Raw genomic sequence first — 25,797 nt, forward strand, 5'->3', positions numbered from 1 at the left:
AGGAGGCCGTCGGCTCAGGGTTTGCGCGCGACCCCCGCGTAGACCGGCACGATGCCCTCCGCCTGGGCTGCGACGTCCTCCGGCTCCGGCCGCCATCCGCTGACGGGGATCACCCCGGGCCCCAGCAGCTCCAGACCGTCGAAGAACGCCGAGAACTCGGTGAGCGTGCGCGGGAACAAGGGCGTGCCGCTCTGCCGGAACAGGCCCGCGGCCTTCTCCACGGCCTCGGCGTTCAGATCCGGCGTGACCTGCGACAGGACCAGGTGACTGCCGGGCGCCAGGGCCTTGAGATATCGCTTCAGCAGCCCATGGACGTCGTCGGCCTCGTCGTCGAGGTAGTGCGTGAGCGCGACCAGCGACAGCGCGACCGGCTTCCCGAGGTCCAGGGACCGCGCGGCCAGGGTGAGGATGGCGTCCGGGTCGCGGACGTCCGCGTGGACGTAGTCCGTGACGCCCTCGGCGGTGCCGCGCAGCAGCGCCTGTGCGTGCCGCAGCACGATCGGGTCGTTGTCGGCGTACACCACCCGTGCCTCGGGTGCCACCTCCTGGGCGATCTGGTGGAGGTTGGGCTCGGTGGGGATGCCGGTGCCGATGTCGAGGAACTGGCGCACCCCCGCCTGCGCCAGTGTCCGGGTCGCACGATGCATGAACCGGCGGTTGGCGCGCGCCCCGCGCCGCACGGTCGGATCCACGGCGAGGATCTTCCGCCCCAGCTCCTCGTCCACCGGGTAGTTGTCCTTGCCGCCCAGCCACCAGTCGTACACCCGGGCGGGGTGGGGCCTGCTGGTGTCGATGCGGGTGGTGGGCGCCGCCTCGTGTCCGGTCGTCATGCGGATGCTCCTGATGGGGGGTGACTTCGATCTCGGTGTGCCGTACCGGCCTTCGCCGGGTCAGTAGTACGTGTCGCGGTACTCGCGCAGGATCGTCCTCGTGCGCTGGACGGAGGCCGCCTTCGCGGACATGTGGTCCAGGACCTCCAGATGCATGGCCACCTCGGCGCGCGAGTCGAGGTAGAGGGCGCCGGTCAGGTACTCGCTGTAGACCATGTCGGGCAGCTCCGGCTCCTGGAAACGGAACAGCACGAACGGGGTGTACGTCCCCGGGTGCGGCCCTGAGGCGAATTCGGCGACCTGGAGAGTGATCCCGGGGTTCTCGCCGGCCTCGAGGAGCCGGTCGAGCTGGTCGCGCATCACCTGGGCGCGGCTGCCGACCGGCCTCCGCAGCACCGTCTCGTCCATGACCACCCAGAGGTGCGGCGCGTCCTCGCGGGCGAGCAGCCTCTGCCGGGCCAGGCGCAGTGCCACATGCCGTTCGACGTCCTGGGGACTGACCTGTCCGACGGTTCCCGCCTCCAGCACGGCGCGGGCATAGTCCTCGGTCTGCAGCAGCCCGGGCACGAAGTGCGGCTCGTACGACCGGATGAGGCGGGCGGCGCCCTCCAGGCTGACATGCAGACTGAACCAGTCGGGCAGCACATCGTGGTACCGCTGCCACCAGCCGGGCCGGTTGGCCTCCTCGGTGAGCCGGACGAAGGCGGTGATCTCCTCGTCGGGCACGCCGTACCTCGCCAGCAGCATCTGCACGTAGGGGATCTTCAGCGCGACCTCGGCGGTCTCCATGCGCCGCACGGTCGCCGGAGCGACCCGCAGCACCTGTGCCGCCTCCTCGCGCTTCAGCCCGGCGGACTCCCGCAACTCCTGCAGCCGCCGCCCGAGCACCACCTGCCCCACGGTGGGCGCAGCACGCCGCTCACTCACCGCCACGCCTCCCCTCGCGCCGAACTACGGAAGAAGTGTGGCATGTTCGCGGGGAAGTCTCATGGGGTCCCGCCGTGCCACGGGCCTGCGGTGCGTCAGGCACCGGGCGACTGGAGGTACTTGACCGTCGCCGGGTCGGCAGGCAGAAAGGTCTCGATGGCCAGTTCCGCCACCGTCACGTCCATGGGGGTGTTGAAAGTGGAGATGGACGAGATGAAGGACAGCACCCGGCCGTCGTGCTCGATCCGCATCGGCAGCGCGAAGGGCGGTGCGGGCTCGTCAGGTTCGGGCCGGGGTTCGGTCACGGTCCGGTCCGGTACCGGATACGCCGCCACCTCCTCGTACAGCGTGCGCAGGGCCGGCGAGCGCTGAAGCGCGATCTGGCGCTCCATCTGCGCCAGCAAGTGGCCCCGCCACTCGGGGAGGTTGACGATGCGCGGCGCCAGGCCCTCCGGGTGCAGCGTGAGCCGCATCGCGTTCAGGGGCGGGACGAGCAGCCGGTCCGGGACCCCCTCCAGCAGCAGCGCGATGCCCCGGTTCGCCGCCACCACGTCGTACCGCGCGTCCACCACCAGCGCCGGATAGGGCTCGTAGCCCTGGATCAGCCGCTCCACTCCCGCGCGCAGCGCGTCCATGGACGGGTCGTCCAGGGGCGTCTCCGGGTAGTGGGGGGCGTAACCCGCCGCCAGCAGCAGCGCGTTGCGCTCGCGTACCGGGACCTCGAGGTGCTCGGCGAGCCGCAGCACCATCTCCTCGCTCGGCCGTGACCGACCCGTCTCGATGAAGCTGATGTGCCGTGCCGAAGAGCCGGCCCGCAGCGCCAACTCCAGCTGGCTGACCCGCCTTTTCTCCCGCCAGCCCCGCAGCAGCGGCCCGATGCCCGGGTCGGAGGGGGCCGGTGGGGAGGCGGCGGTGCCGGACGCGACAATGGTCATACGGACGACCGTAGTCGAGGAGCGGCATGTACGACCGGCTGAACCCGTCCTGGGAGGCCACGGCGATCTACCGGGCCCGGGTGCGTGGGGCCCTGCTCGGGGGTGCCGTCGGTGACGCCCTCGGGTATCCCGTCGAGTTCGTCTCCCTGGACCGCATCCGGGCCCTGCACGGCGCGCGGGGCGTCACCGGTCTCGTGCCGGGCGCAGGGGGAGTCGTCGGCCGGGTCACCGACGACACCCAGATGACCCTGTTCACCGTGGAGGGGCTGCGGCAGGCGCACCAGCGCGAGCGGCACAAGGGAATCGGCGGCGGCTGGTCCCGGCTGGTGCGGGAGGCGTACGGCCGCTGGTTCGACACCCAGCGGCTGTCCGGCCCGCCCGAGGGGGCCGACGGCCTCGCCGCCCAGCCGTGGCTGTACGCGCGCCGCGCGCCCGGCAACGCCTGCCTGTCCGGCCTCGCCCAGGACTTCGTCCCCGACCCGCAGGCCGAACTCGGCCGCCCCGGCCCGGTGAACTCCGACTCCAAGGGCTGCGGCGCGGTCATGCGCTCGGCGCCCTTCGGGCTCACGCGCGTGCCGGCCGACACCGCGTTCGCCATGGCCGCCCGAAGTGCCCAGACCACCCACGGCCACCCCACCGGCTACTACTCCGCGGGCGCCTTCGCCGCGATCGTCGCCCACCTCGTCGAGGGCGACTCCCTGGAGGGGGCGGTGCTGCGCGCCGCGCGCCTGCTCGCCCGGTATCCGGGGCACGAGGAGACCACGGACGCCCTGCGGGAAGCCCTCGACCTGGCCGCCGAGGGCTCGCCCACCGCGGAGAGGGTGGAGACCCTCGGCGGGGGCTGGGTCGGCGAGCAGGCTCTGGCCATCGCCGTGTACTGCGCGCTGGTCGAGCCCGATGTCCGGCGCGCGCTGCTGCTGTCCGTCAACCACTCCGGTGACAGCGACTCCACCGGCGCCATCTGCGGCAACCTTCTCGGTGCCCACCACGGCGACCATGGAATGCCGCACGAGTGGCTGGAACGCCTCGAGGGCCGGGCCGAGATCACCGTCGTGGCGGACGACCTCGCCGCGGAGTGTCTGCGAAGCTGACGGTCCAAAGGCCCGGCCGCGCGTACGGAGCCCCACGAAGGGGATGTGACAGGGTGGGGCGAACCCCGCGCCGTACGGAAGGAGCCAGGCCATGCCCGTCGAACCGCTGTCGCAGAAGGAGATCGAGGACCGGCTGGCGGAGCTGCCCGGCTGGTCGCTGGAGGGCGACCGGATCGCCCGCTCCTACCGGCTCGGCTCGCACTCCGCGGCGACCGCGATGGTCGTGCACATCGCCCAGGTGCAGGAGGAGCTCGACCACCACTCCGACCTCACTCTCGGCTACAACACCGTCTCGGTCAGCGTGAACACGCACAGCGTGGGCGGCGCGGTCACCGAGCTGGACTTCGAGCTCGCCCACCGGATCGAGGAACTGGCGTCCGGGCACGGCGCGCACTGAACGGGGGAACGACACGTGCTGGACTACGACAAGGAGGCCGAGGCGTACGACGTCTCGCGCGGCGGCGAGCCGCGGGCCGCGGCCGCGGCCGACGCCGTGCTCGGACTCATACCCGGGGACGCGCACCGGCTGCTGGACCTGGGCTGCGGCACGGGCATCGTGACCCGGCGGCTCGCGGCCGGGCGGTCCGGATTGCAGGTCACGGGGGTGGACCTGGCGTACGGGATGGCGCGCCGGGCCGACGCCCGGCTGCCCGGCACCGTCGTCCTCGCCGACAGCCGCCGACTGCCGTTCGCCGACGGGACGTTCGACGCGGTCACCGGCATCTGGCTGCTGCATCTCTTCGGGCGGCCCGAGGACGTACGGGCCGTGCTGGCCGAGTGCGCCCGCGTGCTGCGGCCGGGTGGGGTGTACGTCACGACCGTCGACAAGGCCGCCGCCCACGACGTCGGCAGCGACATCGACGCCGTGCTCGCCCCGCGCCCGCACCGGCCCGCCGTCGACACTGCGCAGGCCGTCGCCGAGCACGCCGCCGCCTGCGGTCTGGTACCGGCCGGAGCGGCCGGCTTCCCCGGCATCGGCCAGGGCCGCAGTCCCCGCAGCACGCTGGCGGATCTCAGGCGCGGCTGGTTCGCCACGCTGACGCCCGGCGATCCGCTCGGGGAGCGGATCGCCGGGCGTCTTGCCGAGCTGCCGGATCAGGACCGGCCGCGCCCCGATCCGATGTTCTCCCTCAGGGCGTTCCGCAAACCCGGGCCCTGACCCGGCGATCCGCCTCGATCGCGGGAGCGCCGTCGGTGCCGTCCGGCCGAATGGCGGTGATCGGCCGCCGGCGTCCGTGGCGCTGACGCCCGTACGGATGAGATCACGCCGAGATGGTCCACCTGTGGCCGACGGCCACTACGCGGACCGCGTCCGGGGGGTGATGCGCCGGGCTCAGCCCTTCCGGCCCAGGCCCCGGCGGATCGCGAGCTCCACCGCCGAGTAGTTCCCGTCCGCCGGCTCCAGCTCACAGGGCACCGCCGGATACAGGGGCGGCTGCGCCATGAACCGGGGCCGGGTGCCGTGGTGGGGCTGGGCGGCGTGGACCAGGAACGGGTGGCACAGGTAGACGTCTCCTGGGCGGCCGGTGGCATACGCGAGCGGGCGGTGCGCGGAGGCCGCGTCCACCCGTGGGCCCAGCTCCACGAAGGAGGCGCCCTCTTCGCCGTACGGTGCCAGGACCGGGGGTACGTCGAGATGCGAGCCGGCGCGGATGCGGGTCGGGGCGTCGTCCTCGGTGACCTCCGTGAACAGGAACAGCATCAGAAGAGCACGCTCCCTGGACCGGAGATTGGCGTGCCACAGGGCGGCGCCCTCCGGCAGATAGCTGCCCTCGATGTGCCAGCCGGCGTCGTCCGGCTCCTCCTCGTGCGGGAAGCGCAGCGGAAAGGTGCCGAGCGAATAGCGGGGCTCCCAGCGGCGCTCTCCCACCAGCAGGTCGAAGGCCCCGTGCAGGGTGGGGGAGTTGGCCGCGGCGGCGAAGGGACCCTGCGCCATGCCGCCCACCCGGTACACGGGGTCCTTCCAGGTGCCGGGGTCGTCCGGGTCGTAGCCCGTCTCCCGCCACAGCAGCCGCGCGCAGTCCTCGGCGACCCGTGGCGGAAAGGCGCCCTCGAGCTTCACGAACCCGTCCTCGAGAAAACGCTCCACCATCTCGTCGCCCATGGGCCCATGGTCGCGACCGGCCCTCGCCACCGCACCCGGTTTTTGCCGCTCCCGCAACACAGGTGGCCTTCGCGCGGCACCTCGGCGCAGGCTGGCGGCACCGAGAAGAAAGGCTGACCACCATGGCGCACGAGCACCACGGCCACTCCGGCCGCCACGGCCACTCCGGCGACACCGCCATCGACTGGGCCGTGATGGCCCCGATGCTGGAGTCGCAGGCGGAGCTGTTCGCTCCGTTGTACAAGAGGGTCATGGCGTGGCTGGCGCGGGAGACGCCCGAGCCCGGCCTGATCGTCGACACGGGCAGCGGACCCGGCGTCGTCTCCGGTCTCTTCGCCGAGGCCTTCCCGGGCGCGCGGGTGGTCGCGGTGGACGGTTCCGGGCCCCTGCTGGAACGTGCCCGCGCCCGGGCCGCCCGTCTGGGTCTCGCCGACCGCTTCGGCACGGTCACCGGAGAACTTCCGGACGTGCTCGCCGAGTTGGACTACCCGGCCGATCTGCTGTGGGCCGCCAACAGCCTGCATCACCTGGGCGACCAGCGGGCCGCCCTCGCCGCGTTCGCCGAGCGGCTCGCGCCCGGTGGCACCCTGGCGCTGCTGGAGGGCGGTCTGCCCGCGCGGTTCCTGCCGAGGGACATCGGCTTCGGCCGTCCGGGGTTCCAGGCGCGGCTCGACGCGGTCGAGGCGGAGTGGTTCGCGCGGATGCGGGCCGAACTGCCCGGCGCCGTCGCCGAGGCCGAGGACTGGCCGGCCCTGCTGACCGCCGCCGGTCTGAAGCACACCGGTACGCGCAGCTTCCTCCTCGACCTGCCCGCGCCGGTCGAGGACCGGGCCCGGGCGTATGTCGCCGCCACCCTGACCCGGCTGCGCGAGGCCCTCGCCGACGGCCTGGACGCCGACGACCGTGCCACCCTCGACCGTCTCCTCGATCCCGAGGACGAGGCGAGCGTGCACCGCCGGTCGGATGTCTTCGTGCTCAAGGCGCACACGGTGTACACGGCGGTGCGACCCGTCTGAGGCGGGCCGCGCCCGGTACCGCCGGCGACGCGGTACCGGGCGCGGCCCGGCCGCCGGATCAGTTGTTCCGGATGAACTGCTTCGCCAGCGACTCGCCGAGCGAGACCGCCGCGCTGTGACTCTCGATCGGCGACACCTGGGAGTTCTTGAACAGGATGTACGTCACGCCCGAATCGGCGCCGCCGGTCGCCGGGTCGGGGTCGATGCCGAGTGCCTTGGCGGTCGCGTACGAGGCCTCGCCGATGATCTTCGTGGGTCCGGTGTCGCCGACGACCGCGTACTCGACCTTGTTGTTGTAGATCACGGCGACCACGCCGCCGCCCTTGATGCCGGAGCCGGAGTACTTCCAGATGCCGCTCGCGCTCGGCACGACGACGTACGGGAGCGAGTCGGCACGCAGGGGCCTGCCGTCGGACTGGTGGAACGCGGTGTCGTCCTGGAACCAGGGGTCGGTGTCGCCGTTGCACTTGGCGGTGACCTGGCCGTCGCAGTCGACGTCCATGTCGGCCTTCCAGAACACCGCGCCGTTCTTTCCGCACACGGGGACGGTGGCCGAGGTCTCGTCGTCGGTCTTGTACTTCCCGTTCGATATCTGCGAACAGGACGTCACCTTGGCGAGCAGGTCGGCCGCGCTGACCGTGCCCTCCTGAGCGGACTTGGGGGCGGCCGCCCCGGAGGCGGTGGTGGGGAGCACCGCGGCGGCGAGGATCGCGGCGCCGGCGGCCGCTGTGAGGGTCAGTGTTCGAGTGCGCACTGTGGGGGACCCTTCTGTTAGGAAAGTTTCCTTACCAGTGCCGTACAAGGTGCCCGTTCCTCATGGCCGCGTCAACCCCCAACGCTCCGACGACAGGCCGGAGTTGAGTTCGGGTCGACGCCGGTGCCGCGGCCTGCCTCCCATGGACAGCGGCACGCCCCGGAGCCGCCGGCAAGCGGTCCGGGGCGTGCCGCCCGGTCGTCCGTCAGGCCATGTCGAACGTCGCCGGGTCCGGACCGAGGCGCCGGTCCTCGTTCAGCGCGCTGATCGCCGCCATGTCCTCGGTGTCCAGCGAGAAGTCGAAGACCTCGATGTTCTCCCTGATCCGGGACGGGGTCACGGACTTCGGGATCACGATGTTGCCGAGCTGGAGGTGCCAGCGCAGCACCACCTGGGCGGGAGTCCGGTTGTGCTTCTGGGCGATGGCCACGATCGCGGGGACCTCCAGGAGGCCTCTGCCCTGGCCGAGCGGCGACCAGGCCTCGGTGGCGATGCCCTGCTCCGCGTGGAAGTCGCGTGCCCCGTGCTGCTGCAGGTGCGGGTGCATCTCGATCTGGTTGACCGCCGGGATGACGGACGTCGCGGCGAGCAGCGTCCGAAGGTGCTCCGGAAGGAAGTTGGAGACACCGATCGCCTTGGCGCGGCCGTCCGCGTAGATCTTCTCGAAGGCCTTGTACGTCTCGACGAACAGGCCGCGGGACGGCAGCGGCCAGTGGATGAGGTACAGGTCGACGTACTCCAGGCCGAGCTTCTCCAGCGAGGTGTCGAAGGCGCGCAGCGTGGCGTCGTACCCGTGATCGCTGTTCCAGAGCTTGGTGGTGACGAAGAGGTCCTGGCGCGGAATCCCGGAGGCGGCGACCGCCTTGCCGACGCCCTCCTCATTGCCGTAGATCGCCGCGGTGTCGATGCTGCGGTAGCCGGCCTCCAGTGCGGTGGCCACGGCGGTCTCCGCCTCGTCGTCCGGCACCTGCCAGACGCCGAAACCCAGCTGGGGCATCTCGACGCCGTTGTTCAGGATGATCGGGGGGACCTTGCTGCTCACGAGCTCTCGATCCTTCAAGTCGTCGGGTGGTACTCCCATCGTCAACGATCACGCGGACGCGTGCATTCCTGACGGGTGATTTCGCCGCGGAATCTCTGGGGGACCCACGGATCGGCCGGACACGTATCCGGCCTCTCGGACACGCGCGGCGAGTCAACCCCCGGCGAACCCCCGGCGAACCCCCGGCGAACCCCCGGCGAACCCCCGGCGAACCGCCGGCGAACGGCCCGGCACGTCGGTCGGCGCGCGTTTCGTGCAGCGACGACGCGCCGTTCGTGCAGGCGCTCGCCGGGGCGCCGGCCGCACACTCGGTCACCAGGCAAGGCCCATCCCGACCGACACGCGAAGGCGGAGCCTCATGCGGACGTTCGTCTACACATCCCATCCCTCACGGGTGGTCTTCGGCTCCGGCGCCGTCGACCGACTCCGCGAGGAGATCGAGCGGCTCGGCCGTCAACGGATCCTGCTGCTGTCCGGCCCGGCCCTCGAGTGGGCTTCCGCGAGGGTCCGCGAGGCGGCCGGGGACCTGGTGGTGGCCGAGTTCGGCGACGCGGCCATGCACACCCCCGTGGAGGTGACCGAGCGGGCGCTGGCGATCCTGCGGGAGACGTCCGCGGACTGCCTGGTCGCGGTCGGCGGCGGATCGACGACGGGCCTGTCGAAGGCGCTGGCCCTGCGCACCGGCCTGCCCCAGGTGATCCTTCCGACCACGTACGCCGGCTCCGAGGTGACCCCCGTGCTCGGCGAGACGCGGGACGGCCACAAGACCACCCGGTCCTCTCCCGAGATCCTGCCCGGGACCGTCCTCTACGACGTCGACCTCACGCTCACCCTGCCCGTGCCCCTGTCGGTGACCAGTGGCGTGAACGCCCTCGCGCACGCCGTGGAGGCCCTGTACTCCGCGGACGCGAACCCGGTCACCGACGGGCAGGCCCTGCAGGCGATCTCCCTGATCGGCCGGGCGCTGCCCCGCCTCGCGGCCGACCCGGCCGACCGGGAGGCGCGCGCCGATCTGCTTGAGGCGGCGTGGCTCGCGGGTACGTGTCTGGCCACGGTCGGGATGGGTCTGCACCACAAGCTCTGCCACACGCTGGGCGGCAGCTTCGGCCTGCCGCACGCCCCGACGCACACCGTGATCCTGCCGCACGCCATGGCCTACAACGCCCCCGCGGCGCCCGAGGTGATGCGCAGGATCGCCGAGGCTCTCGGCGTGCCGGACGCCCCAGCCGGTGTCCACGACCTGGTGACGTCCCTGGGCGGGCCGGTCTCACTGCGCGAGCTGGGCATGCCCGAGTCCGGCCTGGCGCACGCGGCCGAGTGGGCCGCGGCGACGCCGTACCCGAATCCGCGCGAGGTCACCGCCGAGGGCCTTGCGGGCCTGCTGTCCGACGCCTGGCACGGACGCCGCCCGGCCGGCCGCCCGTCCGGTGCGGACCCCCGGCTGGCCCGTCTCACCGAACAGGTCGTGGCGAGCTTCGCCCAGGCGCCCGAGCCCCGGACCGGCGCCCTGCTCGCGGACCTCGTACGGCATCTGCACAGCTTCGTGATCGACAACGACGTCACCGACTCCGAATGGCAGTACGCGATCGACTTCCTCACCCGGACCGGACAGCAGTCGGGCCCCACCCGCCAGGAGTTCGTGCTGCTGTCGGACACACTCGGCGTGTCCAGCGTGGTGGACCTGCTGACCAACTCCCGTACCCCCGGCACCACCCCCTCCGCGGTCCTCGGCCCCTTCTACGTGGAGGGCCCGCCCGAAGTCCCGCACGGCAGCGACATCTCCGGCGGACTCGACGGCACCCCGCTGTGGGTGGACGTACGGGTGACGGACACGGCGGGCAAGCCCCTCGGGGACGCGGTCGTGGACGTATGGCAGTCGAACGAGGACGGCTTCTACGACGTGCAGCTCCCCGATCTCGACGGACCCGTGCTGCGTGCCCGGCTGCGCACCGACGCCGAGGGGCGGATCACCTTCTGGTCGACCCTGCCGGCGGCGTACCCGATCCCGGACGACGGCCCGGTCGGGCAGATGCTCGCCGCGGTCGGCCGCCACCCCTACCGGGCACCCCATCTGCACTTCATGATCGGCGCGCACGGCCACCGCAGGCTGGTCACCCAGCTGTTCGTGGCGGGCGGCGCGTACCTCGACGGCGACACCGTCTTCGGTGTGAAGGACGAACTCGTCGTCGACTACACCCCCCAGAGCGGCCCCACCCCCGACGGCCGCCGCGTGGACGGCCCATGGCGCCGTCTCTCCCACACCTTCCGCATCGCCCCGTCGGCCGAGTGACCGAGGAGTGCCCCTCATGACCCGCATCAACACCGCAGGCCCCGGCGGCTACGACACCGACGTCCTGGTCGTCGGCAGCGGCCCGGCCGGCGGCTCGGCCGCCCTGCTCCTGGCCACGTACGGCATCCGCACCCTGCTCGTGACCAAGTACGGCTGGCTGGCCAACACCCCACGAGCCCATATCACCAACCAGCGCACCATGGAGGTGCTGCGCGACCTCGGTGTCGAGAACGAGGCACTGGCGGTCGGCAGCCCGTCCCAGCTCATGGGCGACACCGTGCTGTGCACCGGGCTCGCCGGAGAGGAGATCGGGCGGATCCGCAGCTGGGGAACGGGCCCGGCCTCGCTGACCGAGTACGCCTCGACGAGCCCCTGCCAGATGATCGACCTGCCGCAGACCTACCTCGAGCCGATCCTGGTGAACAACGCGGCGGCCCGCGGCGCCAAGGTCCGCTTCGACACCGAGTTCCTCGGCTTCACCCAGGACGAGGACGGCGTCACGGCGCGGCTGCGCGACCGGGTCCGCGGTGACGAGTTCACCGTCCGCGCCCGCTATCTGATCGGCGCGGACGGCGGACGCAGCGCCGTGGCCGAACAGCTCGGCCTCCCGTTCGACGGCCGTATGGCCAAGGCGGGCAGCATGAACATCGTCTTCAAGGCCGACCTGGCCCGCTACTGCGCCCACCGTCCCAGCGTCCTGTACTGGGTGCTGCGTCCCGGCGCGGAGACGGGAGGCATCGGCATGGGCCTGGTCCGGATGGTCCGCCCCTGGAACGAGTGGCTGCTGGTCTGGGGCTACGACATCGAACAGGCGCCGCCGGACGTGGACGAGGCGGAGGCCAGGCGGATCGTGCGCGATCTCGTGGGCGACGCCGAACTCCCGGTGGAGATCGAGTCGATCTCGATGTGGACCGTCAACCACAGCCATGCCACGGTGTATTCGTCCGGCCGGGTGTTCTGCGCCGGGGACGCCGTGCACCGGCATCCGCCGTCCAACGGGCTCGGCTCCAACACCTCCGTCCAGGACGCGTACAACCTGGCCTGGAAGCTGGCCATGGTGATCCGGGGCGAGGCGCGGCCCGCGCTGCTCGACAGCTACACGGCGGAACGCGCTCCCGTGGGGCGGCAGATCGTCCAGCGGGCGAATCTGAGCCGGGACCAGTTCGGGCCGATCTTCGATGTGCTCGGTGTCGGCGCCGGAGGCGACGAGCTGGCCATCGCCGAGGGCCTCGCCGCGGTGCGGGCCGCCACCGCGGAGGGTGCCAAGCGGCGGCGCCTGCTGGAGGAGGCGATCCGGCTCAAGAACTACGAGTTCAACGCGCACGGTGTCGAGATGAACCAGCGCTATGTCTCCGGGGCGGTCCTCGCGGACGACGCTCCGGCCGAGGCAGGGCAGGACGATGCGGAGCTGGTGGCCAGGCCGACGACCCGGCCGGGCGCCAAACTCCCGCACGCCTGGCTCGTGGACGGTGACGGCGAGCGTGTCTCCACGCTCGACCTGGTCGGCAAGGGCCTCTTCACGGTGATCACCGGCCTGTCGGGCGGCGTCTGGGAAGCGGCGGCCGACGCCTGCCGGGACGAACTCGGCGTACCGCTGCGGTTCGTGCGGATCGGCGACGCCGGCTCGCGTGACGCCTACGGCGAGTGGAGCCGGGTCGCCGAGATCGCCGAGGACGGAGTGCTGTTGATACGGCCGGACGGCCATGTGGCCTGGCGGCGCACCGACGCCCCCGGGGGCGAGGCCATGGCCCGCCAGGAGCTGACGGGCGCCCTGAGCCGGGTGCTGGGACGGTAGGGGCGGCATGGACAAGCAGGTGGCCACGGCCGCTGAGGCCCTGGCGGATGTGGTGGACGGGCAGTCCTTCGCCGTCGGAGGCTTCGGGCTGAGCGGGGTGCCCGAGGTTCTCGTCGGCGCTCTGTACGAGTCGGGGGCGCGCGACCTGTCGGTCGTGTCCAACAACTGCGGGGTGGACGGGCGCGGTCTCGGGGTGCTGCTGGCCGCGGGCCGTATCGCCCGGGTCACGGGCTCCTACATCGGGGACAACAAGGAGTTCGCGCGTCAGTACCTCGGGGGCGAGCTGGAGGTCGAGCTGATCCCCCAGGGCACGCTCGCCGAGCGGCTGCGGGCCGGTGGCTGCGGGATTCCGGCCTTCTTCACCCCGGCCGGAGTCGGCACGCTCGTCGAGAAGGGCGGCCTGCCGTGGCGGTACGGAGCGGAGGGATCGATCGCGGTGGCCTCTCCGCCCAAGGAGGTGCGTGTCTTCGACGGCGTCGAGTACGTCCTGGAGCGCGCGATCACCACCGACTACGCGCTGGTCAGGGCCGCCCGCGGTGACCGGCACGGCAATCTCGTCTTCCACCGCGCGGCGCGCAACTTCAATCCGCTGGCCGCCATGGCGGGGCGGATCACCGTGGCCGAGGTGGAGGAGCTGGTCGAGCCCGGGGAGATCGACCCCGACGAGGTGCACCTTCCCGGGGTGTTCGTGCAGCGGGTCGTGGCGCTGACGCCGCGGCAGGCGGCCGACAAGGGAATCGAGAAGAGGACGGTGCGTACGCCGTGAGCTGGACCAGACAGGAGATGGCGGCGCGGGCCGCGGGCGAGTTGCGCGACGGCGACTACGTCAATCTCGGCATCGGACTGCCCACCCTGGTGGCCGAGTTCCTGCCCCCGGACGTCGATGTCGTCCTGCACTCGGAGAACGGGCTGCTCGGCGTAGGACCCTATCCGGCCCCGGATGAGGTCGACGCCGACCTCATCAACGCGGGAAAGGAGACGGTGACCGTACGTGCGGGTGCCTCCTTCTTCGACTCCTCGCTCTCCTTCGGCATGATCCGCGGCGGCCACATCGACACCGCCGTCCTCGGCGCACTCCAGGTCTCGGCGCGGGGCGACCTGGCCAACTGGGCGGTCCCCGGAAAGATGATCAGGGGCATGGGCGGCGCGATGGACCTCGTCCACGGCGCTCGCCGGGTCGTCGTGCTGATGGAGCACTCGGCCCGGGACGGGAGCCCCAAGATCGTTCAGGAGTGCACGCTGCCGCTGACGGGACGGGCCTGTGTGGACCGGATCATCACCGACCTGTGCGTCCTCGATGTGACCCCCTCCGGCCTCGCACTGGTCGAGACGGCACCCGGAGTGACGGTGCCCGAGGTGCTCGCCCTGACACCCGTCGCCGTCCACCACTAGTCCCGCAAGGAGCCAACGATGATCGAGCGACCGCGCGACGTCTACGTCGTCGACGCCGTCCGTACCCCCTTCGGCCGCTACGGCGGAGCCCTGTCCGGTGTGCGCCCCGACGACCTCGCCGCCGGGGTGCTGCGCGCCCTCGTCGACCGCAGTCCCGGCCTGGACCCGGCCCGCATCGACGATGTGCTCCTCGGCAACGCCAACGGCGCCGGCGAGGAGAACCGCGATGTGGCCCGCATGGCGGTGCTGCTGGCGGGGCTCCCGGTGAGCGTGCCCGGGGTCACCCTCAACCGGCTCTGCGGCTCGGGCATGGAGGCCGTCATCCAGGCGGCCCGGGCCGTCGCCCTCGGTGACGCGTCCGTCGTGATCGCGGGCGGGGTCGAGTCCATGAGCCGCGCCCCCTGGGTGCTGCCCAAGCCGGAGCGGGGCTTTCCCGCGCGCGACCAGCAGCTCTACTCGACCACCCTGGGCTGGCGCCTGGTGAACCCGAGGATGCCGCGCGAGTGGACCATCCCGCTCGGTGAGAGCGCGGAGCTGGTCGGCGCCAAGCACGGCATCACCCGCGAGCAGCAGGACACCTTCGCGCTCGCCAGCCACCGGAATGCCGCACAGGCCTGGCGCGAGGGTCTCTACGACGGGGAGGTCGTCCCCGTCGAGGGGGTGGAGCTGCCGCGGGACGAGAACATCCGCGACACCACCTCCGCGGCGGCGCTGGCGGCGCTGAAGCCGGCGTTCCTGGCGGACGGCACCATCACCGCCGGCAATGCCTCACCGCTGAACGACGGAGCGGCCGCCCTGCTGCTGGCCGACGAGGACGGACTCGCTGCGATCGGCCGGGAGCCGCTGGCCCGGGTGCGGGCGGCCGCGGTCACCGGCATCGAGCCGCAGTACTTCGGACTCGGCCCGGTGGACGCCATCCGCAAGGTGCTCCGCAAGGCGGACATCGCTCCTTCCGCGCTGCACACGATCGAGCTGAACGAGGCGTACGCGGCACAGGTGCTGGCCTGTCTGGCGGCGCTGCCCGAGCTCGACCCCTCGCTCGTCAACCCCCGTGGGGGCGCCATCGCCATCGGCCATCCGCTGGGTGCCTCGGGCGCCCGCGTCGCGGGGGCGGTCGCCCACCAGCTGGCCGCGGCGGGCACCGGGACGGGGCTGGCGGCCCTGTGCATCGGTGTCGGACAGGCGCTGGCGCTGGTCCTGGAGCGCTGAGGCGGCCCGCCGGGTGCGGCCGCTCAGGCCGCGCGGCGCACGGCGGCCGGGGTGGTCCCCAGCCGGGCGCGCATCACCCGCGTCAGATGTTCCTGGTGGGAGAACCCGCAGTCGGCGGCGACCTGCCCGATCGGAGTGGGCCCGGTGCGCAGCAGACGGCAGGCCTGCTCCAGGCGCAGCCCGAGGAGGTACTGGTGGGGGGACTGTCCCGTGCTGGCCCGGAACTGCCGGGTGAACTGGCTGCGGCTGAGCGAGGCCGCGGCGGCCAGGTCCGCGATCGGCAGCGGTTCGGCGAGCCGCTCCTGCATGAGGTCCCGTACGGCCGACAGCTGCCGCTTCGACAGCCCCGACCGCACGGGTGGCGGCTCGGCCGGGCGTGTGGCGTGGCACCGTACCAGCTGAGCGGCGAGCATGCCCGTCAGGTGGTCCACATACGTCCGGGCGGACGGCTCCCAGCGTCGCACCGCGCCGTCCAGTGCGAGCACGAGCTGCTCGGCGAGCGGATCCGTGGTCCCGAGTTCCTCGGACAGCTCCACGGGACGGCCGTCGTTGGCGTCGCGCAGCGCCTGGTCCGCCAGATACGCGTGCACCGTGTCGAGCCTGCCGCCGAGCTCGACGGACAGCGTCCGTCCGGCCGGCTGGAGGAACAGCCCGCCGGCGGGGATCTTCCGCGAGCGCGTCGTGGCGCCGCGTCCCCGCCGTACCGCGACGGGCCCGCTGAGGTGCAGGATGACCAGGTGAGTGGGTGCGGGCTCGAAGTCCGCGCGGTAGGAAAGCTCCTCCTGGGACGACACGTACAGCCGCTCCCAGCCGAGCCCCGCGCTGCTGCCCCGGGGCCGCACCCCGGGCTGCCGGAGAATGCCCACCGTGTCGGCGATTCCCAGTTCCGGCATGTGCGACCTCCTCACAGCCCCCAGTTGATTGAATATTGAATCACAATGGGGTGAACGCGTCGAGGGGTCGCGGTGGCCGGCTCAGGCCTGGTACAGCGCCTCCACCTCGCCCGCGTACGCTTTCTCGATCGCCTTGCGCTTCAGCTTCAGCGACGGGGTGAGCAGGCCGTGCTCCTCGGTGAACTGGTGCGCGAGGATGCGGAAGGTGCGGATCGACTCGGCCTGCGAGACCAGTGTGTTCGCGGCGACCACCGCCCGCCGCACCTCGGTCTCCAGATCGGGGTCGCGTACCAGCTCGGCCGGGGTGAGCCGCGGTTTGCCGCGCATCTGCAGCCAGTGCTCCACGGCCTCCGCGTCGAGGGTGATGAGCGCGGCGACATACGGGCGGTCGTTGCCCACGACGATGCACTGCGCGACCAGCGGATGGTCCCGTACCCGCTCCTCCAGCGGACCGGGCGAGACGCTCTTGCCGCCGGAGGTCACCAGGATCTCCTTCTTGCGCCCGGTGATGGTGAGATAGCCGTCCTCGTCGAGGGAGCCCAGGTCACCGGTGGCGAGCCAGCCGTCGTGCAGGGTCGCGTCCGTGGCCTTCTGGTTGTTGAGATAGCCCTGGAAGACATGGGCGCCGTGCAGCCAGACCTCGCCGTCGTCCGCGATGTGCACCGTGGTGCCGGGGATGGCCTGACCCACCGTGCCGTACCTGGTACGGCCGGGCGGGTTCGCGGTCGCGGCCGCCGTCGTCTCCGTGAGCCCGTAGCCCTCGTAGATCTGTACGCCGGCGCCCGCGAAGAACAGCCCGAGCCGGCGGTCCATCGCCGAGCCGCCGGACATCGCGTGCCGTACCCGGCCGCCCATCGCGGCACGGATCTTCGTGTACACGACCTTGTCGAAGAACTGGTGCTGCATGCGCAGGCCCGCCGAGGGGCCGGGGCCGATGCCCCACGCCTTCGCCTCGATCGCGTCCGCGTACTTGACGGCGACCTCGACCGCCTTCTCGAAGGGGCCCGAGCGGCCCTCGGTCTCGGCCTTGCGGCGGGCCGCGTTGAAGACCTTCTCGAAGATGTACGGCACGGCCAGGAAGAACGTCGGCTGGAACGCGGCCAGGTCGGGCAGCAGCGCCGCCGCGTTCAGCTGCGGCTGGTGGCCGAACTTCACCCTGCCGCGGAAGGCCGCGACCTGCACCATCCGTCCGAAAACATGCGCGAGCGGCAGGAACAGCAGCGTGGCCGCCTCATCGCCCTTCTTGGAGTGGAAGACCGGCTCCCAGCGCGCGACGACCGTGTCGGCCTCGAACATGAAGTTGCCGTGCGAGAGCACACAGCCCTTGGGGCGGCCGGTGGTGCCGGAGGTGTAGATGACGGTCGCCGTCGTCTCGGGGGTCACCGCCTGCCGGTGCCGGTGCACGACCTCGTCCTCCAGGTGCGCGCCCGCGTCGTACAGCTCCTGAAGGGCGCCGACGTCCAGCTGCCACAGCCGGTGCAGATGCGGAAGCCGGTCGATGACCGTCGCGATGGTCATCGCGTGGTCCTCGTGCTCCACCATCGCGGCCGACACCTGTGCGTCGTGCAGCATCCAGAACACCTGCTCGGCCGACGAGGTGGGATAGATCGGCACCACCTCGGCGCCGATGGACCACAGCGCGAAGTCGAACAGGGTCCACTCGTAGCGCGTACGGCACATGATCGCGACCCGGTCCCCGAACCGGACGCCCTGGGCCAGCATGCCCTTCGCGAGGGCGAGGACCTCGTCGCGGAACTCGGCGGCGGTCACATCGCGCCACTGCCCCTCCCCGTCCTTGCGGCCGAGGGCGACACGGAGCGGATCTTCCTGGGCATACTCGAAGACGGCATCGGCCAGACCGCCCACCGGCGGCGCCGACGCCAACGGAGGGTTGGTGAACTCGCGCAATCCCGCTCCTTGAGGCGCTCCGCACAGCGCCGTGAAAGCTACCCCACCGCACGACGGGGCGGGAGGGGCTGGGAAACACATGGGCTCGTGGCAAAACGCACAGGTCAGCCGGGGAAAATACGCGCATAGCGGGTGGAGGCCGACAAAATTTGCTACGGCGCCGTAGGTTCCGGGGCCGCAATCTGCACGGAATCTGTACGACGCGATTACCGCGCCGCACATCCTACTGGCCAGTAGTGAAGGGTGGTGACCCGGGGCCGCAGATCCCGGCGCGGTGGACTACCGGCGGTGCAGCCGGTCCCCGCCCGCCAGGATCGCCGCCGCAAGCGCCCGGGCCGTGTCCTGCGCCGGGCCCGGGCGCTCCGCCTGGACCAGCACGAAGTCGATCTCTCCCAGCTCCGGCAGCCCGGCCCGCTCCGGAACGCGCACCAGACCCGGCGGGACCAGTCCCCGGGAGTGCGCCATCACACCGAGGCCGGCCCGGGCCGCCGCGATCAGGCCGTTGAGGCTGCCGCTCGTGCAGGCGATGCGCCAGGGGCGGCCCTGCCTCTCCAGCGCCTGAAGGGCACGCGCGCGGGTGATGCCCGGCGGCGGATAGACGATCAGCGGCACCGGGCGGTCGGGGTCCAGACGCAGCCGCTCCGCGCCGATCCACACCAGCCTGTCGTGCCAGACCAGCTGGCCGCGAGGGTCCTGGGGGCGCCGCTTGGCCAGCACCAGATCCAGCCTGCCCGCCGCGAGCTGCTCGTGCAGCGTGCCCGACAGCTCGACCGTCAGCTCCAGGTCCACCTCGGGATGGTCGTACCGGAAGCGCTCCAGGATCTCCGGCAGCCGGGTCAGGACGAAGTCCTCAGAGGCACCGAACCGGAGCCGGCCCCGCAGCCGTGTGCCGGCGAAGAACGCCGTTGCCTGCTCATGCACCTCGAGGATCCGCCGGGCGAAGCCCAGCATCGCCTCTCCGTCCTCCGTCAGCTGCACGGAGTGCGTGTCCCGGGCGAACAGCGGGCGGCCGGTCGCGGCCTCCAGGCGCCGCACATGCTGGCTCACCGTCGACTGACGCAGCCCGAGCCGCCGGGCGGCCTGTGTGAAGCTCAGCGTCTGGGCCACCGCCAGAAACGTACGCAGCTGGGCGGGGTCGTACACACCCCCAGGTTATCGCGAATCGCGATGACAGTCAGAGCGGTGTATGGGATTCCCGATCGCGGACGGCAGGAGGACGATGGCAAGGGCACGACCGTGTCCGGCACCGGACGTACAGCGACGCAATGGAGCACAGTGAAACGCCTGCGATGGCCGCATCGGATGCCCGTCGACCCCTACATCCTCCTGTTGCTGGGGACGGTGGGACTTGCGGCCCTCGTCCCGGCGCGGGACACGGCCGCGGACGTCGCCTCCGGAGCCTCCACGGCCGCCATCGCCTTCCTCTTCTTCCTGTACGGGGCCCGGCTCTCCACCCATGAGGCACTGGCCGGTCTGAAACACTGGCGCCTCCATGGCACCGTGCTGGCCTGCACCTTCGTGATCTTCCCGCTGCTCGGCCTCGCCGCGCGCGGCCTGGTGCCGGTGCTGCTGACGCCCCACCTGTACACGGGCCTGCTCTTCCTCACACTCGTCCCGTCGACCATCCAGTCGTCGATCGCTTTCACCTCCATCGCCCGCGGCAATGTGCCCGCGGCGATCTGCGCGGGCTCGTTCTCCTCCCTCGCCGGCATCGTCATCACCCCGCTGCTCGCGGCGGCGCTGCTCGGCAACAGCGGCGGCGGGTTCTCCGCGGACTCGCTTGTCAAGATCGTGCTGCAACTGCTGGTGCCCTTCCTCGCGGGCCAGCTTCTGCGGCCCTGGATCGGGCGCTTCGTCACCCGGCACAAGAAGGGGCTCGGGCTCGTCGACCGGGGCTCGATCCTGCTGGTCGTCTACACCGCCTTCAGCGAGGGCGTGGTCCGGGGCATCTGGCACCAGGTGAGCCCGCTGCGGCTGGGCGGCCTCCTCGTGGTCGAGGCGGCCCTGCTCGCCGTGATGCTGGGCCTGACCTGGTACGGCAGCCGGGCATTGGGCTTCGGCCGGGAGGACCGGATCGCGATCCAGTTCGCCGGGTCCAAGAAGTCCCTCGCCTCCGGACTGCCCATGGCCGGCGTGCTGTTCGGCGCGCAGGCCTCACTGGCCGTGCTCCCGCTGATGCTCTTCCACCAGATGCAGCTCATGGTCTGCGCGGTGATCGCCAAACGCCGCGCGCACGACCCCGAGCGCCCGGTCAGCCCCGGGACAGCCGCAGCACCGCGAAGCGCGGTCGGTACAGGGACACGTTCCGGCTGAGGTTCGCCTGCGCGGCGACTCCCGTCGCATCGAGCCAGTTGACGTCGTAGCTGAGCACCAGCCCGTCGTGGCCGCTCACCTCCGGATGCGCCTGCGGGTTGTACGCGGCGACCTGGCCCGGAGGCAGCGGCGCGGGCAGTCCCTTGCCCGGGCCGTGCCAGGGACCGGTGGGTGCGCAGGCCCAGTAGGAGGTGACCGTGGTCAGCCCCCGGGCGCCGGCGGCCATGGTGAACAGGACGTACGTCCCCCTGTCGCGGACCACCGTGAACGCGCTGGCCACGCCCGTATCGCGTCCGTCGCCCAGGACGGCCCCGAGGCGGGGCCGGGACGTCCAGGCCGAGCCGTTCCAGTACTGCCAGGCCGTGGCCTCGGCGAGCCGGCCGCGTTCCACCCGGGCCAGATAGGCCCGGGAGGCGGGGCGCGAGGCGGCCCGGGCGTCGTCGCCGCCGAATACGTACGTCCACGTCCCGTCGACCGTCGTCGTCGTGCCGAACAGCACCCGCCGGGAGGGGTCGGGGACCTGCTGCTGGTCGAGGATGCGCACGACGCTCTCGACACGCAGGTCCGGCAGGGAGAGCGTGGCCACCTCCGTCGCGGCGGGAACCCCGTAGATCCAGGGAAACGCGCCGGCCGTACGCGTCCACAGCAGAACGCGGACGACCTGCTCGGAGGAGCCGGGGGAGCGAGGCTCGACCTGGGCCGCCACCGGCCAGCGCCATCGGCCGGGCGCCGGGTCGGGGAAGAGCGGCGCGGTCAGTGTCCTCTCCAGCCGGCCCGCGCGGGACATCACGACCGCGGAGTTGCGCACCAGCGGCGCCGAGGCGTCCCGCCAGGCGTACGGCTCGCCGAGCAGATTGGGCGGGCCGTGCACCTGCCCGAGATAGGTGTCCGAGAACAGCCACAGCACCCGCCCGTCCGGCAGGCGTACCGCATGGGTGCCGTCACCGCCGGTCCAGTCGTCGGTGCGGGACGGGTCGTCGCCGTACCGCGTGAACTCGGTGTCGAGTGCGGTGTCGGCCGTCCAGGACCCGAGCGTGCGCGGTGTGCAGACGCCGCCGCCCTCCCGGTCGTGGCGGGGGAGGGCGGTGAGCAGCACTGCCGCGCAGACCAGGGCCAGGACCAGGCCGAGCCCGGTCCCGGCCCGCCGTCGTGCCGTGGCGTCGTCGGGCACTCCGGGGACGTTAGTGGCTGCCGCTCACCCGGTCCATGGGCAGCCACACCACCGTGTCCCACGCGGGCGGTCGGGCGCCGGTGCGCAGCGCGGCGATCTCGTCGTCACCGAGCGCCCGGTCGTAGACCCTGACGTCGTCGATCGCGCCGGTGAAGAAGGCCCGGCCGTCCATCCGCTGGCCGATGTGGACGCCGAAGGGGGAGTTGCGGCTCACCGAACCGGGCACGTCCGCCGTGCCGAGCGCGGTGCCGTCGACGAACAGCGTGAGCTGCCCTCCGCCGCGGCGCAGCGCCACATGGTGCCACCGGCCGTCGTTGTACGCGCCCGAAGTGCGCACATACGCGGACCGCGGTGCCGAGGCGCCGTCGCGGACCGTGATCAGACCCTGGACGCGTTTCGAGGCGGGCTCCGCACGCAGCCAGACCTGCGGCTGCGAGGTGCCGATCCCGCCCATCCAGAGCAGGGGCTGCTCACCGCTCGCAGCCGTGTACCGGAACCACAGTGAGGCGGTGAAGTCCTTGCTCCCCAGGGGGAGCCCGGACCGATACGGCAGGCGTACGGCGTCGTCGGTGCCGTCGAACGCCAGGGCGCCGCCGAACACCCCGTCCGTCTGCTGCGCGCCGCCGAGGACGGCGGCCGGCCGGGCGTGCGGGGCGAGGTCCGGTGTGACGGGGTCGGGGCCGCGGCGCGGCCGCAGCCAGTCCTCGGTGAAGCGGGCGAACCGGATCTCGTCGCGCGCGTCGACCGCACCGCCCTCGTACGTCAGCCCCACGGTGTCCCCGTCGATGCGGACCAGGTCCGAATAGCCGGACCAGTCCGTGGTGACGACCGTGCCGCGGTCCACGCTGTCCCAGCTGCGGCCGCCGTCGTAGGAGGAGCGGATCATCATCGTCCGGCGGCGGTCCGGGTCGCCGGGGCAGGCCAGCAGGATGCGGTCGCCCAGGCGCAGCATCGAGCCCTGGACCTGGGGTGCGTACAGGTCCGGCAGATCACGGAAGGGGGCGGTGAAGCCGCCGCCGCCGTCGCGGCTGACGGTCTGGGTGCGGTGGCCGAGGTCGGTGCCGTCCTGCTCGCGCCCGCTGACCAGGATCGAGCCGTCACCGCGCTCGGTGAGGGCGAGTTCGGACGGCTTCTGGCGGAAGGTGCCGTCGTCCGCGATCGGCCAGGAGTCGGTGGCGCCGACGCGCCAGTGGTCGCCGCCGTCGTCGCTGGTCATCAGCGCGGCGTGGTTCGCGGTGACCCGGCTGCCGTTCCATGTCTCGGCGTTGACGCCGAAGACCAGGCGGCCCGCGTGCCGGCCGCGGGTCAGCTGGATGCCGTGCACGGGCCCGGTCGCGTACCAGGAGTTCCAGTCCGCGGGCAGGATCTGCGGACTCAGGTCCCGCGGCTGCGACCAGGTCAGCCCGTCGTCGTCGCTGGACTGAAGATGAGGGGTGCGGTCGCAGGGCACCGAGCAGCTCGCGCTGTCCGTGCGGCCCGTGTTGTACGTCTCGGCGAGCAGGATGCGGCCCGTCTCCCGGTCCACGAGGGGCGCCGGGTTGCCGTGTGTGTCCCCGGCACCCTCGTTGACGACCTGCAACGGGCCCCAGGTGCGGCCGCCGTCGGTGGAGCGCTTGACCACGATGTCGACGTCGGCCGCGTCACCGCAGTTGAGCACGCGGCCCTCGGCGAAGGCGAGCAGGGTGCCCCTCACCGTCCTGATGACGGCCGGTATGCGGAAGCAGGAGTAGCCGGGGTCCTGGGAGGCCTTGAAGAGCACCTGCTGTTCGAAACCGCCCTCGCCTCCGGCTTGTTGCGCGCCCGCCGGGCTCGGCAGCGCGAGGAGTGCGGTGGCGGTGAGGACGGCGGTCAGGGTCGATCCGAGTCGTGCACGGAGACTTGACGCCATGGTGCGGCCCGCCCTTCATGCGTCGGGACTCATGTGCGCAGGACATACAGGACGTCCCACGTCCAACGTGCCGGTCCCAGACGGTACTTGGGGCCTCAGCGGCCCCACAAGAAGGGTGCAGGGCACACCTTCCCCCGCAGGGGCGGAGCGGCCGTGGCGGGGTCAGGGCCGCAGCACCACCTTGCCGCGGTTGGCGCGCGACTCGATCACCGCATGGGCCTTCGCCGCCTCCTCCAGCGGGAACTCCGCGTGCACGACGGGTCTCAGCGCCCCGTCGGCGAACAGCTGCCACAGCTCCCGTCGCCACCGTTCGTACAGCTCCGGCTGTCCGCGGGCGATCCGCGCCATCTGGAAGCCGGTCACGGTCTTCGCGCCCACCAGCAGGTCGTATGCCTGAAGTGTGCCGCCGCCCGAGCTGTACGTGACCAGCCGTCCGCCCGGGGCCACGGCGGCCAGCGCCGGGGTGAGCAGGGCGCCGCCGACCGCGTCCAGGGCGTAGTCGACGGGCTTTCCCCAGTCGGGGGCGTCGTACGTGACCACTTCGTCGGCACCGAGCGACCGCACGAACTCCGCCTTTCCGGACCCCGACACCGCGCCCAGGACGCGGGACGCGCCACGTGCCCGGGCCAGTTGCACCGCGAGGTGGCCGACGCCACTCGCCGCCCCGGTGACCAGCGCCGACTCGCCGTACTCCGGGTGGGCCGCGGCGAGCGCGCCGAGCGCGACCAGACCGCTGCGGACCAGCGCGACGGCGTCTACGGCCGTGGCGTGGCCGGGCACGGGGGAGGCCATGGTCTCGTGCAGCACGGCGAAGTCGGCGTACCCGTGCCCGAAGCACAGCCCCGTCACCCGGTCGCCCGCCCGGAAGCGGGTGACGCCGCCGCCGACCGCCACCACCTCGCCCGCGATCTCCCCGCCGAGCGGGATCGGCTCGGCGGCCTCGGTGACCTTGCGCACGACGGGCAGGGTGACTCCCACGGCCTCGCAGCGCACCAGGAGTTCACCGGGACGGGCCTCGGGCACGGGTGCCTCCTCGACGAACAGGGGGCCGCGGGCGGACTCGTACCGGACGCGACGCATCGCACCTCCAGAAATCGTTGGGACTCCCAACGGTATCCGGATTTCATGGGGAGGTCCAATGACTTTTCGTTAGGCTCCGGTCATGACCGAAGCACCCCTGACCGCGATCCGCTCCCTGCCGAGCTGGCTCCTCGGCCGCGCCGCGGCACGCGGCCGCGCCCTGGTGGCCGAGGCGCTCGCCGCCGAAGGCCTGAAGATGTGGCACCACGTGGTGCTCTCCGCCGTCCGCGACCTCGCCCCTGTCGCCCAGGCCGACCTCGGCCGTGGCATCGGACTCGACCCCAAGGATCTGGTCGGCATCCTCAACGACCTGCAGTCCGCGGGGTTCGTGGTGCGCGCGCCGGACCCGAAGGACCGGCGCAAGAATGCCGTCTCGCTCACCCGGGAGGGCCGACGGCTGCTGGAGCGCTGCGAGAAGGCGGCCCGCGAGGCCAACGACGCCCTGCTCGCCCCGCTCTCGGCGGCCGAACGCGACCACTTCATGGATCTGCTGATCCGGATTTCGGGCACGGACGGCTGATGGCGGCTAACGTTCCGTCATGACCGCACCTCTCACTCTCGATCCCACGCGCACCGCGCTTGTGCTCGTCGATCTGATGGAGCGCATCGTCGCGCTGCCCCTGGAACCCCGCAAGGGCACCGAAGTCCTGCTCACCGCGGAGGAGTTGGCCCGCACGTTCCGCTCGGCCGGCGCGCCCGTCGTGCTCCTCCGCGTCGAACGCCCCTCGGTCGCCGAACAGCCGCCCGGCAGCAGCCTCGCGGCCGGCCTGCTCCGGGACGGCGACCTGGAGGTGGTGAAGGGGACGGTCGGCGGCTTCCAGGGCACCCGCCTCGACGAGCGCCTGAGGGAGCGCGGGATCACCACGCTGGTGTTCGGTGGCATCGCCACCAACCTGGGCGTCGAGTCCACCGCCCGCGCCGCCGCCGACCTCGGCTATGCCCTCGTCTTCGTCGAGGACGCCATGACCGCGTTCACCGCCGCCGAGCACGAGGCGTCGATCCGGCTCGACTTCCCCCGACTGGGATCGGTCGTGACGGCCTCACAGGTGCGCCTCACACCGGGGTGACCGGCCGGGCCGGCGCCCACCCCGACCCGCCGCGTCCGCACGGGGCGCCCGGGAGCGGGGGCTGCGACGGGGCCCCTGCGGCGCAGGGGGCG

Annotated in this window: 24 protein-coding genes; 12 read left to right on the plus strand and 12 right to left on the minus strand. The window is 72.2% G+C overall.

Annotated elements, in window-relative coordinates:
- Positions 1–14: 14 nt before the first annotated feature.
- The 3 genes from LZ604_RS15765 to LZ604_RS15775 all read right to left on the minus strand — a co-directional run bounded on the left by LZ604_RS15765 (position 15) and on the right by LZ604_RS15775 (position 2,692).
- The gene (locus tag LZ604_RS15765; RefSeq protein WP_234515736.1) at positions 15–830 is read right to left on the minus strand and encodes an SAM-dependent methyltransferase; all 816 of its coding nucleotides are present in this window, start codon (positions 828–830) and stop codon (positions 15–17) included.
- 60 nt (positions 831–890) lie between these two features.
- Complete coding sequence (locus LZ604_RS15770; protein ID WP_234515737.1) at positions 891–1,757, minus strand: Sco1979 family transcriptional regulator; 867 nt, start codon at positions 1,755–1,757, stop codon at positions 891–893.
- 95 nt (positions 1,758–1,852) lie between these two features.
- Complete coding sequence (locus LZ604_RS15775; RefSeq protein ID WP_234515738.1) at positions 1,853–2,692, minus strand: helix-turn-helix domain-containing protein; 840 nt, start codon at positions 2,690–2,692, stop codon at positions 1,853–1,855.
- Positions 2,693–2,718: 26 nt separating this feature from the next.
- On the opposite strand from LZ604_RS15775, the gene LZ604_RS15780 reads away from it, so the two are divergent.
- From LZ604_RS15780 to LZ604_RS15790, 3 genes are all read left to right on the plus strand, one after another.
- Complete coding sequence (locus tag LZ604_RS15780) at positions 2,719–3,783, plus strand: ADP-ribosylglycohydrolase family protein (RefSeq protein WP_234515739.1); 1,065 nt, start codon at positions 2,719–2,721, stop codon at positions 3,781–3,783.
- A gap of 91 nt (positions 3,784–3,874) precedes the next feature.
- Entirely contained in the window at positions 3,875–4,180 is a 306-nt protein-coding gene (locus tag LZ604_RS15785) for a 4a-hydroxytetrahydrobiopterin dehydratase (RefSeq protein WP_234515740.1), read from the plus strand.
- A 15-nt stretch (positions 4,181–4,195) separates the two neighbouring features.
- Entirely contained in the window at positions 4,196–4,942 is a 747-nt protein-coding gene (locus tag LZ604_RS15790) for a class I SAM-dependent methyltransferase (protein ID WP_234515741.1), read from the plus strand.
- A 174-nt stretch (positions 4,943–5,116) separates the two neighbouring features.
- Here the strand turns inward: LZ604_RS15790 and LZ604_RS15795 are convergent, their stop codons facing one another.
- The gene (locus tag LZ604_RS15795; RefSeq protein WP_234515742.1) at positions 5,117–5,887 is read right to left on the minus strand and encodes a phytanoyl-CoA dioxygenase family protein; all 771 of its coding nucleotides are present in this window, start codon (positions 5,885–5,887) and stop codon (positions 5,117–5,119) included.
- A gap of 122 nt (positions 5,888–6,009) precedes the next feature.
- Here LZ604_RS15795 and LZ604_RS15800 point away from each other — a divergent pair, with 122 nt between their 5' ends.
- Positions 6,010–6,903 carry a class I SAM-dependent methyltransferase gene (locus LZ604_RS15800; RefSeq protein ID WP_234515743.1) on the plus strand — a complete coding sequence of 298 codons (894 nt, stop codon included), beginning with the start codon at positions 6,010–6,012 and terminating at the stop codon, positions 6,901–6,903.
- A 58-nt stretch (positions 6,904–6,961) separates the two neighbouring features.
- Here the strand turns inward: LZ604_RS15800 and LZ604_RS15805 are convergent, their stop codons facing one another.
- Positions 6,962–7,657, minus strand: a complete 696-nt coding sequence (locus tag LZ604_RS15805; protein ID WP_234515744.1) for a glycoside hydrolase family 75 protein — start codon at positions 7,655–7,657, stop codon at positions 6,962–6,964.
- A 205-nt stretch (positions 7,658–7,862) separates the two neighbouring features.
- Positions 7,863–8,699, minus strand: a complete 837-nt coding sequence (locus tag LZ604_RS15810; protein WP_308283591.1) for an aldo/keto reductase — start codon at positions 8,697–8,699, stop codon at positions 7,863–7,865.
- Between the two features lie 358 nt (positions 8,700–9,057).
- Between LZ604_RS15810 and LZ604_RS15815 the strand changes: the two genes are divergently transcribed.
- From LZ604_RS15815 to LZ604_RS15835, 5 genes are read left to right on the plus strand one after another with little or no spacing between them, the layout of a single operon-like run.
- Complete coding sequence (locus LZ604_RS15815) at positions 9,058–10,989, plus strand: maleylacetate reductase and hydroxyquinol 1,2-dioxygenase domain-containing protein (RefSeq protein ID WP_234515745.1); 1,932 nt, start codon at positions 9,058–9,060, stop codon at positions 10,987–10,989.
- A gap of 16 nt (positions 10,990–11,005) precedes the next feature.
- On the plus strand, positions 11,006–12,784 hold the full coding sequence (locus LZ604_RS15820; protein WP_234515746.1) for an FAD-dependent oxidoreductase: 1,779 nt from the start codon (positions 11,006–11,008) through the stop codon (positions 12,782–12,784).
- 7 nt (positions 12,785–12,791) lie between these two features.
- Positions 12,792–13,550: a CoA transferase subunit A gene (locus tag LZ604_RS15825; RefSeq protein WP_234515747.1), complete on the plus strand. Its 759-nt coding sequence runs from the start codon at positions 12,792–12,794 to the stop codon at positions 13,548–13,550.
- Positions 13,547–14,176 (plus strand): CoA transferase subunit B, encoded by a 630-nt coding sequence (locus LZ604_RS15830; RefSeq protein WP_234515748.1) that lies wholly within the window; start codon positions 13,547–13,549, stop codon positions 14,174–14,176. Before LZ604_RS15825 ends, LZ604_RS15830 begins: the two co-directional genes overlap by 4 nt.
- Before the next feature lie 18 nt (positions 14,177–14,194).
- Positions 14,195–15,385: a thiolase family protein gene (locus tag LZ604_RS15835; RefSeq protein ID WP_234515749.1), complete on the plus strand. Its 1,191-nt coding sequence runs from the start codon at positions 14,195–14,197 to the stop codon at positions 15,383–15,385.
- A gap of 23 nt (positions 15,386–15,408) precedes the next feature.
- Here LZ604_RS15835 and LZ604_RS15840 read toward each other — a convergent pair whose 3' ends face one another.
- The 3 genes from LZ604_RS15840 to LZ604_RS15850 all read right to left on the minus strand — a co-directional run bounded on the left by LZ604_RS15840 (position 15,409) and on the right by LZ604_RS15850 (position 19,329).
- On the minus strand, positions 15,409–16,278 hold the full coding sequence (locus LZ604_RS15840) for a helix-turn-helix domain-containing protein (RefSeq protein ID WP_234515750.1): 870 nt from the start codon (positions 16,276–16,278) through the stop codon (positions 15,409–15,411).
- A gap of 81 nt (positions 16,279–16,359) precedes the next feature.
- Positions 16,360–18,186 carry an AMP-dependent synthetase/ligase gene (locus LZ604_RS15845; RefSeq protein WP_234515751.1) on the minus strand — a complete coding sequence of 609 codons (1,827 nt, stop codon included), beginning with the start codon at positions 18,184–18,186 and terminating at the stop codon, positions 16,360–16,362.
- Positions 18,187–18,465: 279 nt separating this feature from the next.
- Positions 18,466–19,329, minus strand: coding sequence for a LysR substrate-binding domain-containing protein (locus LZ604_RS15850; RefSeq protein ID WP_234515752.1), 864 nt, complete (start codon positions 19,327–19,329; stop codon positions 18,466–18,468).
- A 132-nt stretch (positions 19,330–19,461) separates the two neighbouring features.
- Between LZ604_RS15850 and LZ604_RS15855 the strand changes: the two genes are divergently transcribed.
- Positions 19,462–20,499: a bile acid:sodium symporter family protein gene (locus LZ604_RS15855; RefSeq protein ID WP_234515753.1), complete on the plus strand. Its 1,038-nt coding sequence runs from the start codon at positions 19,462–19,464 to the stop codon at positions 20,497–20,499.
- Here the strand turns inward: LZ604_RS15855 and LZ604_RS15860 are convergent.
- The 3 genes from LZ604_RS15860 to LZ604_RS15870 all read right to left on the minus strand — a co-directional run bounded on the left by LZ604_RS15860 (position 20,438) and on the right by LZ604_RS15870 (position 24,638).
- Positions 20,438–21,670, minus strand: a complete 1,233-nt coding sequence (locus LZ604_RS15860) for a DUF5005 domain-containing protein (protein ID WP_234515754.1) — start codon at positions 21,668–21,670, stop codon at positions 20,438–20,440. The two genes, LZ604_RS15855 and LZ604_RS15860, sit on opposite strands and share 62 nt — an antisense overlap.
- Positions 21,671–21,680: 10 nt before the next feature.
- Positions 21,681–23,558 carry a sialidase family protein gene (locus LZ604_RS15865; protein WP_234515755.1) on the minus strand — a complete coding sequence of 626 codons (1,878 nt, stop codon included), beginning with the start codon at positions 23,556–23,558 and terminating at the stop codon, positions 21,681–21,683.
- 162 nt (positions 23,559–23,720) lie between these two features.
- Positions 23,721–24,638, minus strand: a complete 918-nt coding sequence (locus LZ604_RS15870; RefSeq protein WP_234515756.1) for a quinone oxidoreductase family protein — start codon at positions 24,636–24,638, stop codon at positions 23,721–23,723.
- Between the two features lie 82 nt (positions 24,639–24,720).
- On the opposite strand from LZ604_RS15870, the gene LZ604_RS15875 reads away from it, so the two are divergent.
- Entirely contained in the window at positions 24,721–25,158 is a 438-nt protein-coding gene (locus LZ604_RS15875; RefSeq protein ID WP_234515757.1) for a MarR family winged helix-turn-helix transcriptional regulator, read from the plus strand.
- 19 nt (positions 25,159–25,177) lie between these two features.
- Positions 25,178–25,705, plus strand: coding sequence for an isochorismatase family protein (locus LZ604_RS15880; protein WP_234515758.1), 528 nt, complete (start codon positions 25,178–25,180; stop codon positions 25,703–25,705).
- Positions 25,706–25,797: the final 92 nt, after the last annotated feature.

The organism is Streptomyces glomeratus (assembly GCF_021462825.1).
GTDB lineage: Bacteria > Actinomycetota > Actinomycetes > Streptomycetales > Streptomycetaceae > Streptomyces > Streptomyces glomeratus.

Bases quoted from the DNA above. Each gene is read 5' to 3' on its own strand.
- LZ604_RS15775 (WP_234515738.1), bottom strand. From the start codon at position 2,692: ATGACCATTGTCGCGTCCGGCACCGCCGCCTCCCCACCGGCCCCCTCC.
- LZ604_RS15800 (WP_234515743.1), top strand. From the start codon at position 6,010: ATGGCGCACGAGCACCACGGCCACTCCGGCCGCCACGGCCACTCCGGC.
- LZ604_RS15820 (WP_234515746.1), top strand. From the start codon at position 11,006: ATGACCCGCATCAACACCGCAGGCCCCGGCGGCTACGACACCGACGTC.
- LZ604_RS15815 (WP_234515745.1), top strand. From the start codon at position 9,058: ATGCGGACGTTCGTCTACACATCCCATCCCTCACGGGTGGTCTTCGGC.
- LZ604_RS15865 (WP_234515755.1), bottom strand. From the start codon at position 23,558: ATGGCGTCAAGTCTCCGTGCACGACTCGGATCGACCCTGACCGCCGTC.
- LZ604_RS15785 (WP_234515740.1), top strand. From the start codon at position 3,875: ATGCCCGTCGAACCGCTGTCGCAGAAGGAGATCGAGGACCGGCTGGCG.
- LZ604_RS15795 (WP_234515742.1), bottom strand. From the start codon at position 5,887: ATGGGCGACGAGATGGTGGAGCGTTTTCTCGAGGACGGGTTCGTGAAG.
- LZ604_RS15765 (WP_234515736.1), bottom strand. From the start codon at position 830: ATGACGACCGGACACGAGGCGGCGCCCACCACCCGCATCGACACCAGC.
- LZ604_RS15840 (WP_234515750.1), bottom strand. From the start codon at position 16,278: ATGCCGGAACTGGGAATCGCCGACACGGTGGGCATTCTCCGGCAGCCC.
- LZ604_RS15880 (WP_234515758.1), top strand. From the start codon at position 25,178: ATGACCGCACCTCTCACTCTCGATCCCACGCGCACCGCGCTTGTGCTC.
- LZ604_RS15780 (WP_234515739.1), top strand. From the start codon at position 2,719: ATGTACGACCGGCTGAACCCGTCCTGGGAGGCCACGGCGATCTACCGG.
- LZ604_RS15825 (WP_234515747.1), top strand. From the start codon at position 12,792: ATGGACAAGCAGGTGGCCACGGCCGCTGAGGCCCTGGCGGATGTGGTG.
- LZ604_RS15835 (WP_234515749.1), top strand. From the start codon at position 14,195: ATGATCGAGCGACCGCGCGACGTCTACGTCGTCGACGCCGTCCGTACC.
- LZ604_RS15870 (WP_234515756.1), bottom strand. From the start codon at position 24,638: ATGCGTCGCGTCCGGTACGAGTCCGCCCGCGGCCCCCTGTTCGTCGAG.
- LZ604_RS15875 (WP_234515757.1), top strand. From the start codon at position 24,721: ATGACCGAAGCACCCCTGACCGCGATCCGCTCCCTGCCGAGCTGGCTC.